Consider the following 15791-nt stretch of genomic DNA (forward strand, 5'->3'; position numbering starts at 1 on the left):
CTCTGGAATACCTATGAAAGGACGCCGCAACGTTGGCGAACGATACAGAAGACAAAAAGCACTTCCCGACCAAGGAAGAGATTATCGAATTCATCGATATGAGCCCGACACCCGTTGGGAAGCGAGAGATCGCGCGCGCCTTTAACATCAAGGGCGCAGCCAAGATCGAACTCAAGAAGATCCTGAAAGAACTGAAAATCGGCGGCGATGTCGTCAAGGGACGGCGGCGCTTTGACAAGCCTGACCGCCTGCCCCCGGTTGAGGTGCTTGAAATCACCGGGATTGATGATGATGGCGAAGTCCTGGCCAAACCGAATGTCTGGAAGCATGACTATGACCCGCCGCTGATCGTGGTGAAGTCGATCCGCCGTGGCGGCCCAAGTGCACCGGGTATCGGTGACAAGATTTTGGCCAAGCTGCGCTATACCGGCAAGCATACCTATGAAGCCAGCATCATGCGGGTCCTTGGAAGCGGGCCACAGCGCGTCTTGGGACTTTATCGCCCCAACGAACGCGAAGGCCGCGTTGTGCCCACAGATCGCAAGGATAGCGGCGAGATTGCAGTCCCGCTTGATGATCATCCTGATCTGGAAAGCGGTGCACTGGTTCTGACCGAAATCCTGCCGGGCAAGCATTTCGGATTGCGCAAAGGCCGTATCACCGAGGTTCTTGGCAATATCAACGAGCCAAAATCCATTAGCCTGGTGTCGATCCATGCGCGCGGCATTCCGTTTGAATTCCCGCCTGAAGTCGAGCTTCAGGCGCGTGAGTCCAAGGCCACACCACTGGGCAAACGTACAGACCTGCGCGATATTCCGCTGGTCACCATTGATGGCGCCGATGCGCGGGACTTTGACGATGCTGTCTGGGCTGAAGCCGACCCGGATCCCGCCAATGAGGGTGGCTGGCACATCATGGTCGCGATTGCCGACGTGTCTTGGTACGTGCGTCCGGGCGATGCGCTTGATCGTGAGGCGGTCAAACGCGGCAATAGCTGCTATTTCCCGGATCGCGTGGTACCGATGCTGCCGTTTGAGCTTTCGAATGGCTGGTGTTCGCTTGTCCCGCATGAAGATCGCGGTTGCATGGCGGTAGAGATGTGGCTTGATAAGCACGGCCACAAACTTCGTCATAAATTCTGCCGTGGCATGATGCGCTCGGCGGCGCGTCTGACCTATGATCAGGTTCAGCGCGCTATGGACGGCCAGCCGGACGAAACCACCGGTCCGCTGGTTGATACCATCATCAAACCGCTTTACGGCGCGTTCAATGCATTTTTGGAAGCTCGCAAGAAGCGTGGCGTACTCGAACTTGATGTGCCCGAACGCAAAATCGAGCTGAATGATCAGGGACAGATCATTGCCATCGCACCGCGCGCACGATTTGACAGTCACAAGCTGATCGAAGAGTTCATGATCGCGGCCAACGTGTGTGCGGCAGAAGAGCTCGAACGCATCAAACAGCCCTGCATGTACCGTATCCACGATGCCCCGAGCGAAGAGAAGCTTGAAGCCCTGCACGAATTCCTTGAGGGTGCCGGATACAAGCTAAACAAGGCATCGGTCCTCAAACCGCGTGATTTCAACCGCATCCTTGAGCTCGCCAAGGACACGCCTGAGGCTGAACTGATTAACACAGTCGTGCTCCGCAGCCAGTCACAGGCAATGTATAGCCCCGACAATATCGGGCACTTCGGGCTTGCGCTTAAGAAATACGCGCACTTCACCTCCCCGATCCGTCGTTATGCCGACCTTCTGGTCCATCGCGCCCTGATCGCAGGCCTCAAGCTTGGTGAAGGCGGACTAACGCCTGAAGAAGGCGAACGGTTCGAGCAGATCGGTGAAGATATATCGGGCACCGAACGGCGTGCCGCCATGGCCGAGCGCGATGCGGTTGACCGGTATGTTGCGGCCTATATGTCCGATAAGGTCGGCGCAGAGTTCCCCGGCAAGATTTCCGGGGTGACGCATTTCGGACTGTTCATATCGCTGAACGAAACCGGTGCCGACGGCTTGGTTCCGATATCCACCCTCCCCGATGACTATTACATCCATGATGCGGCGAGCCACGCGCTGGTCGGGCAGAACCGGGGAAAGAAATTCCAGTTGGGCGATACGGTTGTCGTTCGGATCGCCGATGCTGATGCCGCCACGGGTTCTTTGGCCCTGCGCCTTGCAGAGCATGCCGACATCACCGAACGTGACCTGATTGAGCGCCCGCGTGGACGTCGTGGATCTGGCAAACGGCGCGGTAGCCCGGGTGATCGCAACCACCGGCATGGCAGCAAGCCAGGATTCCGGTCTGGTCCGCGCGACGCACACGGTGCCGGCGGGGCCTCCGCGACCAAGTCGAAGGGCAGGAAAGCCGGAGCCAAGAAAAAGACAACGCCGAAAAAGCAACGCAAACTGGTGGCATCCAACCGTGCGGCGCGCAACTCGGCAAAACAGGGGCCGAAGTCGGATTAAACCGATTGATCCCGCGAAACGACAAAAGGCGGCCTATATGGCCGCCTTTTTCAGTTTACCACGAACGTTCCGGCAAATGATCAGAGCATGGTTTCGATGAACTTCGCGAGATGTTCGGCAGTCTGCTTGCCCCGGTTGCTAATGATCGCGACGTTCTGCGGCAAACCTTCCAGATCCGGATGAGACGCATCGAAGCTTGTCAAAAGGCCCAGTTTTTTGTCCGCCAGCGTTTTCATCGCCGCCAGAGCGCGGATCAGTTCAATCCCGCTCAGCCCATCCAGCACGGCAGCGGTAATCACGGCATCCGGGCGTGATTGCACGACGGTCTCGAACGCCTCGACCGCTGAGCGGGCCGTAATGGTCCGGAATCCCTTTTCACGCAGCTCACGCTGCAGAAAATGGCCCTGCACGGCTGTAGCTGTGACCAAAAGGACTTCCTTGTTCTGTGCGACCGCCACGTTCGAGGTCTTGTTCTTTTCATCGGCTTTGACGCTTCGGGTCGGCAAGGAGCGAAGGATACGGGTTTCTTCTTCTGCCTGCGGGTTCGTACCGCTTTCGATGATCTCTCGAATCCAGCTGGTGAAATCGACCAACGATGCCGCTTCAAGGTCATCAATTTCGCTCAGATCCGCGATATAGTCCTCAAGTCGATGGGCAATCGCACCGACCAAAGGAAACCCGAACGATCCGGCCAGACCTTTGACGGTGTGGGCTTCGCGCCGAAGTTCAGCAATACCCGGCTCTGCTTCATCCATGCCGCCCGCAACACGGTCGATCGTTGTTTCAATGCGATCAATGCGTTCCAGCGTGTCCTCAATGAAGTCCTGTTTCAGACCGGCAACGACGGCATCTGCATTTCCCATTGGGCACTCCTTTGGCAACTGTTCGATCAAGCAAACGTTACCATAAATGCGCCCGCAAGGTGAAAATGGCGGGTCGATTTTACTTGCCTGCGCGATCGAACATCATGATGATGGCTTACCGTTTCAATGCCCGTTTTCGTCACCCGGATCAAGTGCGCGTTGAGAGGCGACAGGAGTAAATTTTGACCATGAATGCCCCACACGATCTTTCCCCGCAAACAAATGACACCGCCCCCGACCAGAATGGCAGTCGCATCATGACTGGCCTGCGTCGTGGTTTTCGGCGAAAATGTCCGAACTGTGGCCATGGCTTTGCCTTTGGCGGGTATCTGAAGTTACGCCCGGAATGTGATGTGTGCAGCCATCCGATTGGTGAGTACCGCTGCGACGATGCCCCACCCTATTTCACAATCTTTTTGGTCGGGCATATTGTCGTGCCGGGCGCACTGGCGATGGAACAAAATTTCAGCCCGTCGATGGCATTGCAGCTTTCGATTTGGCTTCCGGCAACAGTCGCGCTGTGTCTTGCAATATTGCCCTTTATCAAGGGGGCTGTCCTTGGCACTCAGTGGGCCATGCGCATCAAGGGATAGTCGTTAGCCAACCAGCATTTTTTTGATTAGAATGCGTAGGTTACCTTACCTGAAATCAACGGATTGTTTAGTTGGTCGCACCAGGCATTTTTCAGAACACCAGTGACACAATCGACAACGGCATACGCTGTTTCCAACGCATATGCGCGGTTGTTGGCCTTTCTGTTGTTCTGTCTGCTTGCGCAAGTTCACCGAACGTTGGTGTTAGCTCGCCAGATGATCCACAAACTCAGGAATTGATTTCCCAGACAATCGAACTGGTCGCAACGCGCTATATAGACCCAATCAGCCGCGAGCAGATCCTGGTTAATACTCTGGATGGCCTCTCAGCAATTGACGATGACATCCGCGTTGATATCACGCCCAATGACCTGATCCTGCAGTATGAAAAGAAAACCGTCGACCGGATCGCATTGCCAGTTGTCTCTGGCGAAGCCAATGATCAGGACAATCTGCAGATTTGGTCAGAGATCACGCTTCGTGGCCTTGCAAGCTATCGTGCGCATTCTGCCAAACTCCGAAACACGGCGACGAAAGACGTCGAGTCCGCTCTGATCAGCGGTGCGATCCGTAATCTTGACCGATATAGCCGCTATGAGGGCCCGGAACGCGCAGAAAATGCACGTAACCGCCGTGATGGATATATCGGCATTGGCGTAAGGGTTGTTGGCGGCACCGGCTATCCCGTCGTCAAACTTGTTCATGCCGACAGCCCCGCCGCACGCGCAGGGCTTAATGCTGGCGACCAGATTGTTACCGTCAATGGTCTGGACATGTATGGCAAGGCCAGCCGATACACCGCTGACCTGTTGCATGGCGAAGAAGGAAGTTCCGTCCTGATTGAGGTAAATGCCGCCAATAGTGGTGCGATTACCCCGATCGAAATTCTGCGTGAAAGGGTGATTGACCGAACTGTCTTCACCGAGATCCGCGACAACGTCCTGATCGCACGGATTAGCAGCTTTAACTCGGCAACAGCGTCAACTCTTGCCGATAACATCATGAAGGCCAAGCTTTATAACGGCGGTCTTCATGGGGTTATTCTTGATCTTCGCGGCAATCGCGGTGGGTTGCTTCAACAGGGTGTGGCCGTCGCAGACCTGTTTCTTGCCGACGGCCCAATCGGCAAGACCTTTTCACGTGTTATGGCCGCGCGTCACGAATTTCAGGCAGAAACAAAAGACCTGACCGAAGGTGCGCCGCTTGTGATCCTGATTGACGGGCGTACAGCGTCTTCTGCCGAACTGGTCGCAGCAGCCCTTCAGGACCGTCATCGCGCTGTTCTGATTGGCTCGACAAGCTTTGGCAAGGGTTCCGTGCAGGCAATCAACGATTTACCGAACCATGGAACGCTGACCTTTACCTGGTCACGCATCACCGCACCGTCTGGTTACACTTTTGACAGGATTGGTCTGTTCCCGGCGATTTGCACGCAGCCAGAGGACGGTACCACACCGATACATTACGTCACCGACGCCCTGTCGCAACGTGACAAAATCGCTTCTGTGATGACGAAATGGCGCAACCTCGACTATCAGGATGAAAAATCCCGTCGCGAGCTTCGCGATGTCTGTCCCGCGAGTTCAAATGGGACAGCATTTGATGTCGACGTCGCCCTGGAACTTCTGAAAAATCACCGTGAATACAAGAATCTGGCCTATGCCGGACAAGAGGAAATCGCGGATACATTTGCCAGCCAATAAATTTGCATTCTTTTTTGCCAAAATGGCTTGACACTCTGCTGATAACCTTTATGTTCCGCGGCCTGAGATACACCTGAACACAGGATGCAGAGACATGGCGAAGCCCGCTTCGATCCTCGTAAAGTTGGTAAGCACCGCAGACACCGGTTACTTCTATGTTGTTAAGAAGAACCCGCGGAATACCACCGAGAAATTCCAGTTTCGCAAGTACGACCCGGTCGTGCGTAAGCACGTCGTGTTCAAAGAAGCGAAAATGAAGTAATCCAGTTCTTCGGAACCGGTTACAAAGATCAAAAAAGGACGTGTTCTTCGGAACACGTCCTTTTTTGTTTCTACCCGCCTCTACCTGCTGCGATGCTAGACTTGATGTCGATATCAGCCAAAGCGGCGATACCCTGCTGCTGCCAGCAACAACCAGCCACCGATAAAGGCAAAGCCACCAATCGGCGCGACCGCACCAAAGGCGGAAATGCTGCTAAAGGCGATGGCATACAACGATCCGCAAAAGAACAAGATACCGATCAGCATCGCATATGCGGCAAAGCGCAGGAACTTTTCGTCCCGCACATGATGCACAAGACCGGCAACTGCAGCCAGTGCAACTGCATGGGTCAACTGATAGTGAGCGCCCTTCTCAACAAGGCTGCGCGCATAGTCCATATCACTGCCTGTCATACCATGCGCAGCAAACGCGCCTAGCGCGACGGCCATAGCACCATTCAATCCGGCCATAACGACAGATAAACGCATTGTTGATCCCCTGTCTTAATAAGCATTTGTCTTGCTTACCTTAGTCAGGCCGCTGATGGTGCGCCATGCGAAAACGCAAAAAAATGGCCGTACAATAAATGTACGGCCAGTAACTCTCTTGGGGGAGATGTGCCGGATCATCGAAACGTCCGCCACACCGTTATGTTTACCTGTCGATTTAACCTTACTCTGTGACAGCCATCACATATCGGCCAAAAAATCACACAAATCGCAGTTAATGAATTGACTCGCTTAGGAATTCTTCAAGCCTGCGAACATCAGGCACAATCAGACCACTATCGGCCTTCTGCACCAGTTGCCGACGTCCAAGCGTGCTCATCACCCGCGCCACAGTCTCGCGCGAGGTGCTTACGCGACTGGCGACTTCAGAGTGCACCGGAACGGGTGACAACAACGCAGCACCGTTTTCATCACTTACATTGCGCGCACGGCGTAGAACTTCTGCGACCACGCGTTCGTTTGCGCCCAATGTGCTGACATCAACAATCCTGCGGGTGGAATTACGCACAATTCTGGCCAGTTCCCCGATGACGTTCCAGGCAACCGATGGGTGACTTTTGACAACCTTTTCAAAATTGGCAGGGCTCAGGATGCCAACACTGGTATCGTCAACCGCGATAACACAGGCTGAGCGCGGCTCCCCGTCAATTGCAGACAACTGCCCGACACAGCCACCAGCGCCGATTTCCTCAAGCGTGATTTCACGCCCTGACAAGGAATAATTGACGATCCGGACGCGCCCCGAAAGGATCAGATAAACGTCCGAACTGTCCGACTCAGGTTCGATAATTTGCGCCCCGGCAGAAAATGTCTTTCGGTTAACGTGGCGTTCGACATCTGTTATCGCACTCTCATCGAGATCTGCGAATATGCCGACCACAGATAATTTGACCATATCCCCCCAAGCTTCTCACTAAAATGTTGTTCTGTTCCGAACGACAGATCACCTGCGTCCGATCACATCTTTTGCTGTCCCTTGGGTAATCATAAGCAAACAACCTCAGACTGACAATCATTGCCAAACCAAAGAGGCATTCATACTTGTGAATGGACAAAAACATGCTGCATGTGCGAACATACACCACGGCTTTTCAATTAAAGCGTCAGTTTGCACCCATCCCGCTTAGCGAGGAGGAGACCGGCCATGAACACCGAACTGGAGATTTTTCGCCGCAGTCCAACCGGCAAACCCAAAAGCAAGCATCCCCTTGTCTTTACTCATGGCGCCTATACCGGCGCGTGGTGCTGGAACGAACACTTCCTGACCTGGTTTGCCGAACGCGGTTTTGAGACCGTGGCTTTCTCCTTACGTGGTCATGGGGGAAGTGGTGGTCGCGAACTGCGCAGTCTTGCGTCCATTGACGATTACGTCGAGGACCTTGAAGAGGTTGTCGAAACCCTTGGCAAGAAACCCGTCCTGATCGGGCATTCCATGGGCGGCTATATCGTTCAGAAATATCTTGAACGCCACAGTGCCGAGGCCGCAATACTGATGGCATCCGTCCCGCCCGAAGGATTGATTGCCAGCAATGCCATGATGGCGATGGCCCAGCCAGACCTTTATTTCCAGATGTTCTGGCTGCAAGCCATCGGCCCGCACACCTTGCTGCGTGAACGACTTGGCCGTGCAATGCTTTCGCCCGATATCGCGGAAGACGAAGGTATGATCTATTTCGGGCGACTTGAAACGGAAAGTCAGCGCGCAATTGCCGACATGATGGGAGCCAACCCGATCTTTCTGTCAAAGGATGAGGTTCCGTCCATGCTGGTGCTTGGCGCACGTGATGACGAAATCATCCAGAGCGAGCTGATCCACCACACCGCCAAACGCTATGGCGCGGATTATGCCCTGATCGAGGACATCCACCACGCCATGATGCTTGATAAAAACTGGGAAAAAGTGGCTGAAACCATAATGGAATGGCTACAAGTCAAGCTCGTCACACAAGCGCGCAGCAAGGGTAACAAAACTGCTGCCTGAAAAACCAGCCACAGATTTTTCTGCCCATTTGCACCCGCATCTGCCACGATGCGGGTGTTTTGTTTTACGCAAACCTTCAAGCAACCAAAGAGGTCTGGAACATGCCCCACGAAGCTTCCATCTCTGTCAAAATGATCAAGGCTGTTGCTGTGGCAGGACTATTGTCGACCTGCCTTGTCCAAGGAACTTCTGCCCAGCAAACAACAGACGCCATTGCACCCGAAGCAAGTACAACCAGCTTATCCAATCAGACACGCGGCTCCGACATCGCCAATGACTGGATGATCAGTGCCGCCAACCCGCTTGCGGTCGAGGCTGGTGCGAATATCCTGCGTTCCGGCGGCAATGCCATTGATGCCATGGTCGCTATTCAAACCATGCTGGGTCTTGTGGAGCCGCAATCATCCGGGCTTGGGGGTGGTGCGTTTCTGGTTTACTTCGATGCGACCACTGGAAAGCTGATCACCCTTGATGGCCGCGAAACCGCCCCACTGAACGCAACACCCACACTGTTTCAGGATGAAAACGGTGAACCGCTTAAATTCTATGATGCGGTTGTTGGCGGAAGGTCGGTTAGTACACCTGGCACCCCTGCCCTGATGAAGGCTGCGCATGAAAAATGGGGCCAACTTCCATGGAATAGCCTGTTCGATCCAGCAATCCAGACAGCGACAAAGGGATTTGAAGTTTCACCGCGTCTTGCGGCACTCATCGCAAACGATGCCGAGAAACTGTCACGCGACCCCGAAGCCAAGGGGTATTTCTTTGACCAGGATGGCCTGCCACTTGCCGCAGGTACACTTCTTCAAAACCCGGAATATGCCAAAACCTTGCAAGACCTTGCAGCCAACGGCACCGTAAATTTCTATCAAGGCAAGATCGCGCGCGACATTGTCGACAAGGTTAAGGCGGCTGTCTGGAACCCCGGCGTGCTTTCACTTGCGGATTTCGCCACCTATCAGGTCAAGGAACGTCCGGCTGTCTGTATCGAGTATCGCAAACATGACGTGTGCGGCATGGGGCCGCCTTCTTCGGGCGCGCTGACGGTTGGACAGATACTTGGATTGCTTGAACCATATGACATCGCAGCGATGGGCCCTCGTTCCCCACAAAGCTGGCGTTTGATTGGCGATGCATCGCGTTTGGCATTTGCTGATCGCGGCCGTTACATGGCCGATATTGACTTTGTTCCGATGCCATTGACCGGTTTGCTCGATAAAACCTATCTGACGGAACGATCCAGACTGCTTGATCGGAAGACCGCGCTTGAAACCGTCGACCCCGGCATGCCGAGCTTCAGCCACGCCATGAAATGGGCTGACGACAACGCGATTGAACTGCCAAGCACCAGTCATTTCTCGATTGTTGATATCTATGGCAATGCGGTTTCGATGACGACCACGATTGAAAACGGATTTGGTTCACGCCTTATGGTCAACGGGTTTATGCTCAATAACGAGCTGACGGATTTCTCATTCCGTACCCATTCCGATGGCGTACCGATTGCCAATGCTCTGGCACCGGGCAAACGGCCACGTTCATCCATGGCGCCCACCATCGTCATGAAGGACGACAAACCGCTTATTGTGACCGGCTCCCCGGGGGGATCGCGCATCATTGGTTATGTTGCGCAATCACTGATCGGCATGATTGACTGGAACATGTCCCCGCAGGAAGCCATTAACATGCCCCATCTAGTCAACCGGTTTGGCACCTTTGACCTTGAGGCCGAAACAGATGCGGAAATGCTTGCCCCTGCCCTTGAGGACATGGGCTTCAAGACCAGCATTCGCGACCTTAATTCCGGAATTCACACCATTATGGTGACACAAGACGGCTTGATTGGCGGGGCCGACCCCCGCCGCGAAGGCATTGTTATCGGTCAGTAAGGATCCCGTAAAAAGGGCAGCGCCTTTGCGGTGCTGCCCTTGTTTTCAGATCACCTGCCTAGGTACTTTCACCAGACCAACACCCAGTCTTCCAGCAGGCGATAGAGATCGTTGTGATCGGTTGCAATATGATGCGCGCCTGCATCAAGCAGATATTCAGCGGGCGTAATGTCCACAAGACCGACAGTCGTCGCCCCGGATGCAACGCCCGCCCGTACACCATTCTGGCTGTCATCCACGACGATACAGTCGCTGATATCCACACCGATCTTTTCTGCTGCCAGCAAGAACACGTCTGGATGCGGTTTGGCGTTGGCAACATCATGGGCAGAGCATACCCGCCCCGCAAAGCGGTCTTTCAACCCCACCTTTCCAAGCGACACTTCCATCTTTGCATGCGGGCCATTGCTTCCGATTGCCATCGGAATGTTATTTTGGTCAAGCAGATCAAGCACCGGGTCAAGATGCGGGAACGGTTTCAGATCATTGCGAAACGCAACAAATGTCCGCTCATAACATTCAGCAAGCCAGTCGTCGGGCAATGTCACCCCGAACATCGTTTCCATCTTTGGCGGCACCATGGCCAATGTCCCGCCAATGAAAAGGTCATGTGTTTTGGCCATATTCATGTCGCAGCCATAATCACAGAGCTGTTCGGTCAACACCCGGCATGCCAATGTCTCGGTATCAACCAACACACCATCACAATCAAAAATCACGCCACGAACGACAGGCTTGTCCATAGGTTTTCCCCTTATCAACCGGCCAGTTCCGTCCAGCGTGCCTCATCATAAGACACTGTGCGGGTAGATCCGAAATCGACAACCGGGCGCTTGATTACAGTCGGGTTGGCAGCAAGGATTGTGGCAGCCGCAGCACCGCCCTGATCAAGCGTTGCCTTGTCGTCATCGCTTAAGTTGCGATAGCTCGGCCCGCGCTTATTGATCAAAACCTTGCCACCGACTTCATCAAGCCAACCTTCGATAGTCTTGGCAACAATACCGTCAGCACGGAAATCATGGAGCTTGTTTTCAATGCCCTTTGCATCAAACCATTTCAGGGTTTTGCGGACAGTATCGCAGTTCTTGATGCCGTAAATCGTAACCATATCAATTCCTGTGCTTTAATATCTTCGGGATGCAGCCATGCATCACGCAATCGGTTTTGACCCTAAATCCCGGAACCTATATAAAGACCGCGCTTGGAATACAGCAACCCTCTTCACCCCGCTTTGATGAAAAACGGTAGGCATATGACTGTTAATCGGCGTATTTCCGTCGCCCCGATGATGGATTGGACGGACCGGCATGATCGCTATTTCCTGCGGCAGATCAGTCGTCATACGTTGCTTTATACCGAAATGGTCACAACCGGCGCCATCCTGCATGGCCGGGTAGACCGGCATCTGCGTTATAACAATGTCGAACATCCGGTTGCACTTCAGCTTGGCGGTAGCGATCCGGATGATCTGGCTCGTGCGTGTGAGATCGCCAATGAGTATGCCTATGACGAAATCAATCTGAATTGCGGTTGCCCGTCTGATCGCGTCCAGAACGGCGCATTTGGCGCCTGTCTGATGGCGACACCCGATATTGTTGCAAACTGCGTGAAATCGATGATCTCGGCCAGTGACGCGCCGGTTACGGTCAAGAACCGCATTGGCATCGATGATCAGGAAGATTACCCGTCGCTCAAACGCTTTACCGAAACGGTTGCCGAGGCCGGCTGCAAGACCTTTATCGTTCATGCCCGCAAGGCGTGGCTCAAGGGGCTGTCTCCGAAGGAAAACCGTGAGGTACCGCCGCTTAAATACGAATTGGTCTATCAGCTCAAACAGGAATTCCCCGAACTGGAAATCCTGATCAATGGCGGTATCAAGACGCTTGATGACACAGAAGAACATCTGAAGCAGGTAGACGGTGTCATGATCGGGCGCGAAGCCTATCAAAACCCGTATATTCTGGCCGATGTGGATCGACGTTTTTACGGCGACGACGCCAAGGCACCAACCCGCCACCAGGTGGTTGAAGCCATGCTGCCCTATATCGAAGAGCACCTGAAAGAGGAACATGGCACCATTGGCCATGTTACGCGGCACATGCTGGGCCTTTTCCAGCAAATGCGTGGGGCAAAACAATGGCGTCGCTACCTTAGCGAAAATGCCCATCGCAAAGGGGCTGGTACCGACGTCGTGCGCGAAGCCCTGTCCCTTGTCCCCGAACAGGATGACGAGGTCCTGTCTGCATGACCGCAGATCAAAATGCCGACGAAAAAGATCAAAAGGCCGGTGACATCACTTGGCGTGATGGTGACGTACCCTACTCCCCGCATTTTGGTGACATCTATTTCAACCCCAAGGACGGGCTGGCGGAAACGCGCTATGTGTTTCTGGGGGGCAACAACCTGCCCAATGCTTGGCAGCACCGGGAAAACTTCACGATTGGCGAGACCGGCTTTGGCACGGGGCTTAACTTCCTGGCTGCATGGCAATGCTGGGATAGCGATGCCAATCGCTCCAAACGCCTGCATTTCGTTTCGGTCGAGAAATACACGCTTACCCGCAATGACATGATCCGCGCCCATCAGAGCTGGCCAGAACTGTCGCAATACTCCAAAAAGCTTGCCGATATCTGGCCCCATGAGACCATGCTACCGGGCGTGCATCGGTTTTCCCTGGCGGATGGTGCGATCAGCCTCACCCTTCTGATCGGCGATGCGATTGAATGCTGGTCGGGATATGACGGCAAAATTGATTGCTGGTTTCTTGATGGTTTTGCGCCGTCGCGCAATCCCGAGATGTGGCATCCAGACTTATTTGCAGCGCTTGCCAGTGCCTCTTGCCCAACTGGCGCAAGCCTCGCGACTTTTACTGCAGCGCGCATCGCGCGCGACGGACTGGAAAGTGCTGGCTTTGAAATCAACAAGCGCAAAGGATTTGGCTATAAGCGCGACATGATCACGGCGACGCTTTCTGCGTTTGAAGAAGCTGACAATAAACCGCCAGTATTCGAGATCGCAGATGATCCATGGTTCAATCTGCCAACGCCCGAAAATGCAAAAGCGGTGGCCATCATCGGTGGTGGCCTTGCCGGTGCATCTTGCGCCGATGCCTTAAACGCACGCGGATGTGCCGTGACGCTTTTCGAGAAGGCCGATCAACTGGCGAATGCCGCATCGGGCAATCCAATTGGCATGCTGGAGCCCTATCTGACCGTTGATGACGCAATCATGGGTCGATTTTATGAGGCAGGCTATCGTTTCAGCCATCGCAAGATCAAAAGGCTTGCCGATCAGGGACAGGTAGAAGCCGAATTTTGCGGCGTGATTGATCTTGCCACCAACGCACGTAAACACGAACGGCTGGATGGTTTGATTGCCCGTCTTGGTGACAAAACTGATCTTGTTGAGGCGCTTGATGCAAACCAGGCGTCAGAGCGGTTTGGCCTGGCCTTGCCGTTCGGTGGCGTGTTCTATCCATCGGCGGGATGGGTCAATCCGCCGTCTGTCGTTCAGGCGTTTGCAAGCGGTATAGACATTCACCTATCGAGGACAATCATACGCATCCGTGATTGCGATAAAGGCAAATGCCTGACAGACGAGAACGGCAATGAATACGGTCCGTTTGACGCCGTTATCATTGCTGGCGCATTGGAGACCCTGACGCTGGATCAGACAAGCTGGCTTTCCAGTCATCTTAACCCCGTGCGAGGCCAAATCAGTTACCTGCCAGCAGAGCTTGTCGCAAAAACCGGCGAGCACGCCCGGATTAAATGTGTCCTGAGTCATAAGGGATACATTACGCCCGCCAGAAACGGCGTTCACGTGTTTGGCGCAACTTTCGGCCGCGATGATGCCCGGATTGATCTGCGCGATGATGATCACGATTTTAACGTCAAACAACTTGCCAAGGTCCTGCCCGATATCGCAGCAAATTTGTCGGCGACGAAGTTAGACGGGCGTGCATCCTTGCGGACCACAACCGCCGATCATTTGCCCCTGATCGGCCCTGCGCCGGATTTCGATGCCTATCTGGCCTCCTATGGCGATATAGACAAAGGCAAAAAAGGCGCCCGATATCCGGATGCGCCCTACCACAAAGACGTGTATATCTGTACCGGCTTCGGGGCGCGCGGCTTGATCGGTGCCCCACTTGCCGCCGAGATTATTGCCAGTGAGATTTGCGATATGCCCCTGCCTCTGGAAAAGGTGCTGATAGATGCCATCCACCCTGCGCGTTTCATCATTCGCGGCCTCAAACGACGGCAAATCACGGTATGAAAACACCAAGCGCCGCCGCGGCCTCAACGCCAAGACCAGACAAAGACCCTGATCGCATGAAAACGGCGACCGTACTGGCGCTGTTCTTTTCCGGCCTGTTTCTGATTCAAGGGGTATTTCTGCCATATTGGCCGGTTTGGCTGAAATCACAGGGTTTGTCGGCGGCCGAAATTGGTATTTTGCTGTCGTTGCCCAACTGGGTACGCGTCTTTGCCGATCCTTTGATTGCCCAGCGCGCTGACCGTACCGGCAACCGCAAAACGCCTATGCTATGGCTTGCGGGCATCTATGTGATCTCCATTTTGGCCTTTCCGCTCTCAAGCGACTTCTGGTGGCTTGCAGCCCTTTCAGTGGTTATCGGCTTTACGTTCTCCCCGCTTTTGCCCCTTGGCACCACAATTACGGTGCATGAATGCAAGGCGCGTGAGCTTGATTACGGACGGGTACGGCTTTGGGGATCGCTTGCCTTTATTCTGGCCTCCTATGGCGCAGGCTGGGTTCTTGACAGCACATCGACGGAATGGATCGTCTGGATGCTGTTCGTTGCCGGAATTGTGAATTTTGCCATCACAACCCGCATGCCTGATCCGCAAACGGACCGCCCGTTGCGGTCTGGGTCATCCCTGATTTATCTCCTGCGCAAACCGGTTTTCCTGATCTATCTGGCCTGCATCGGCTTTGCCCAAGGGGCACACGGCACCTATTACGCATTTGCGTCTGTCCACTGGGAATCGGTTGGTTTTTCCCATGAAATGATCGGTATTTTCTGGTCGATTGGTGTGATTGCGGAAATCGTTCTGTTTGCGGTCGCCGGACGCTTTGTCCGCGGTCGCCACCCGGGCATATTGTTTGCGCTGGGTGCCGCTTCAGGGATTTTGCGATGGATTGTACTGGGCACAAGCGACAATCTATGGTTGATTATTCTTGTCCAGCCTCTTCACGCCATGACTTTCGGGATCACGCATTTGGCAGCTGTCAGCTTTATCGCCCGCGCCATACCGCAACAACTTGCGACGTCGGCGCAAAGCCTAATGGCCACCTTGTCGATGGGTGTGTTCCTTGGCAGCAGCATCTGGGTTTCCGGACCGCTTTATGAACAGTTTGGGTCGCAGGTTTATTACCTGATGGCGGCTTTCTCTGCGATTGCATTTGGCTTTGCTATATGGCTATTGCAAAGCTGGCGCGGCGAGGATCAGACCTTTTGCGACGATTGAAACCAGCCAATAAGAAACGACTGAACGCCACATT

At 54.2% G+C, this 15791-nt stretch carries 14 protein-coding genes; 9 read left to right on the forward strand and 5 right to left on the reverse strand.

Annotated features, from left to right (window positions below; all coding sequences use genetic code 11):
* The first annotated feature begins 32 nt into the window (after nt 1-32).
* Nucleotides 33-2465: a ribonuclease R gene (gene rnr / locus AUQ43_RS05270; protein ID WP_084271990.1), complete on the forward strand. Its 2433-nt coding sequence runs from the start codon at nt 33-35 to the stop codon at nt 2463-2465.
* 80 nt (nt 2466-2545) lie between these two features.
* Here rnr and AUQ43_RS05275 read toward each other — a convergent pair whose 3' ends face one another.
* Nucleotides 2546-3328 carry an Hpt domain-containing protein gene (locus AUQ43_RS05275; protein WP_062955182.1) on the reverse strand — a complete coding sequence of 261 codons (783 nt, stop codon included), beginning with the start codon at nt 3326-3328 and terminating at the stop codon, nt 2546-2548.
* A gap of 188 nt (nt 3329-3516) precedes the next feature.
* Here AUQ43_RS05275 and AUQ43_RS05280 point away from each other — a divergent pair, with 188 nt between their 5' ends.
* From AUQ43_RS05280 to rpmG, 3 genes are all read left to right on the forward strand, one after another.
* Nucleotides 3517-3921 (forward strand): DUF983 domain-containing protein, encoded by a 405-nt coding sequence (locus AUQ43_RS05280; protein WP_062955183.1) that lies wholly within the window; start codon nt 3517-3519, stop codon nt 3919-3921.
* Nucleotides 3922-4157: 236 nt separating this feature from the next.
* A complete protein-coding gene (locus tag AUQ43_RS05285) occupies nt 4158-5624 on the forward strand; it encodes a S41 family peptidase (protein WP_232310591.1) in 1467 nt (488 codons plus the stop codon).
* A gap of 94 nt (nt 5625-5718) precedes the next feature.
* On the forward strand, nt 5719-5886 hold the full coding sequence (gene rpmG / locus AUQ43_RS05290; protein WP_008890790.1) for a 50S ribosomal protein L33: 168 nt from the start codon (nt 5719-5721) through the stop codon (nt 5884-5886).
* 113 nt (nt 5887-5999) lie between these two features.
* On the opposite strand, the gene AUQ43_RS05295 is transcribed toward rpmG, so the two are convergent.
* On the reverse strand, nt 6000-6374 hold the full coding sequence (locus AUQ43_RS05295; RefSeq protein ID WP_062955184.1) for a DUF423 domain-containing protein: 375 nt from the start codon (nt 6372-6374) through the stop codon (nt 6000-6002).
* A gap of 235 nt (nt 6375-6609) precedes the next feature.
* A complete protein-coding gene (locus tag AUQ43_RS05300; protein WP_062955185.1) occupies nt 6610-7290 on the reverse strand; it encodes a Crp/Fnr family transcriptional regulator in 681 nt (226 codons plus the stop codon).
* Nucleotides 7291-7539: 249 nt separating this feature from the next.
* On the opposite strand from AUQ43_RS05300, the gene AUQ43_RS05305 reads away from it, so the two are divergent.
* On the forward strand, nt 7540-8376 hold the full coding sequence (locus AUQ43_RS05305) for an alpha/beta hydrolase (RefSeq protein WP_062955186.1): 837 nt from the start codon (nt 7540-7542) through the stop codon (nt 8374-8376).
* 101 nt (nt 8377-8477) lie between these two features.
* A complete protein-coding gene (gene ggt, locus AUQ43_RS05310) occupies nt 8478-10265 on the forward strand; it encodes a gamma-glutamyltransferase (protein ID WP_232310592.1) in 1788 nt (595 codons plus the stop codon).
* A 68-nt stretch (nt 10266-10333) separates the two neighbouring features.
* Here ggt and AUQ43_RS05315 read toward each other — a convergent pair whose 3' ends face one another.
* Together AUQ43_RS05315 and AUQ43_RS05320 are read right to left on the reverse strand one after the other, a co-directional pair.
* The gene (locus AUQ43_RS05315; protein ID WP_062955187.1) at nt 10334-11008 is read right to left on the reverse strand and encodes an HAD family phosphatase; all 675 of its coding nucleotides are present in this window, start codon (nt 11006-11008) and stop codon (nt 10334-10336) included.
* Between the two features lie 14 nt (nt 11009-11022).
* Nucleotides 11023-11373 carry an ArsC/Spx/MgsR family protein gene (locus tag AUQ43_RS05320; protein WP_062955188.1) on the reverse strand — a complete coding sequence of 117 codons (351 nt, stop codon included), beginning with the start codon at nt 11371-11373 and terminating at the stop codon, nt 11023-11025.
* 144 nt (nt 11374-11517) lie between these two features.
* Between AUQ43_RS05320 and dusA the strand changes: the two genes are divergently transcribed.
* From dusA to AUQ43_RS05335, 3 genes are read left to right on the forward strand one after another with little or no spacing between them, the layout of a single operon-like run.
* Nucleotides 11518-12513: a tRNA dihydrouridine(20/20a) synthase DusA gene (dusA, locus tag AUQ43_RS05325; RefSeq protein ID WP_062955189.1), complete on the forward strand. Its 996-nt coding sequence runs from the start codon at nt 11518-11520 to the stop codon at nt 12511-12513.
* A complete protein-coding gene (mnmC, locus tag AUQ43_RS05330; RefSeq protein WP_062955190.1) occupies nt 12510-14543 on the forward strand; it encodes a bifunctional tRNA (5-methylaminomethyl-2-thiouridine)(34)-methyltransferase MnmD/FAD-dependent 5-carboxymethylaminomethyl-2-thiouridine(34) oxidoreductase MnmC in 2034 nt (677 codons plus the stop codon). Before dusA ends, mnmC begins: the two co-directional genes overlap by 4 nt.
* The gene (locus AUQ43_RS05335; protein WP_062955191.1) at nt 14540-15757 is read left to right on the forward strand and encodes a 3-phenylpropionate MFS transporter; all 1218 of its coding nucleotides are present in this window, start codon (nt 14540-14542) and stop codon (nt 15755-15757) included. The genes mnmC and AUQ43_RS05335 overlap by 4 nt, the downstream gene beginning before the upstream one ends.
* The last annotated feature ends 34 nt before the right edge of the window (nt 15758-15791 follow it).

It is taken from the genome of Thalassospira sp. MCCC 1A01148 (assembly GCF_001613795.1).
In the GTDB taxonomy this organism is placed as follows: Bacteria; Pseudomonadota; Alphaproteobacteria; order Rhodospirillales; family Thalassospiraceae; genus Thalassospira.

Excerpts from the sequence above, each read along its gene's own strand:
- AUQ43_RS05275 (WP_062955182.1), bottom strand. The coding sequence starts at position 3,328 with ATGGGAAATGCAGATGCCGTCGTTGCCGGTCTGAAACAGGACTTCATT.
- AUQ43_RS05280 (WP_062955183.1), top strand. The coding sequence starts at position 3,517 with ATGAATGCCCCACACGATCTTTCCCCGCAAACAAATGACACCGCCCCC.
- rpmG (WP_008890790.1), top strand. The coding sequence starts at position 5,719 with ATGGCGAAGCCCGCTTCGATCCTCGTAAAGTTGGTAAGCACCGCAGAC.
- AUQ43_RS05295 (WP_062955184.1), bottom strand. The coding sequence starts at position 6,374 with ATGCGTTTATCTGTCGTTATGGCCGGATTGAATGGTGCTATGGCCGTC.
- AUQ43_RS05300 (WP_062955185.1), bottom strand. The coding sequence starts at position 7,290 with ATGGTCAAATTATCTGTGGTCGGCATATTCGCAGATCTCGATGAGAGT.
- AUQ43_RS05305 (WP_062955186.1), top strand. The coding sequence starts at position 7,540 with ATGAACACCGAACTGGAGATTTTTCGCCGCAGTCCAACCGGCAAACCC.
- ggt (WP_232310592.1), top strand. The coding sequence starts at position 8,478 with ATGCCCCACGAAGCTTCCATCTCTGTCAAAATGATCAAGGCTGTTGCT.
- AUQ43_RS05315 (WP_062955187.1), bottom strand. The coding sequence starts at position 11,008 with ATGGACAAGCCTGTCGTTCGTGGCGTGATTTTTGATTGTGATGGTGTG.
- AUQ43_RS05320 (WP_062955188.1), bottom strand. The coding sequence starts at position 11,373 with ATGGTTACGATTTACGGCATCAAGAACTGCGATACTGTCCGCAAAACC.
- dusA (WP_062955189.1), top strand. The coding sequence starts at position 11,518 with ATGACTGTTAATCGGCGTATTTCCGTCGCCCCGATGATGGATTGGACG.
- mnmC (WP_062955190.1), top strand. The coding sequence starts at position 12,510 with ATGACCGCAGATCAAAATGCCGACGAAAAAGATCAAAAGGCCGGTGAC.
- AUQ43_RS05335 (WP_062955191.1), top strand. The coding sequence starts at position 14,540 with ATGAAAACACCAAGCGCCGCCGCGGCCTCAACGCCAAGACCAGACAAA.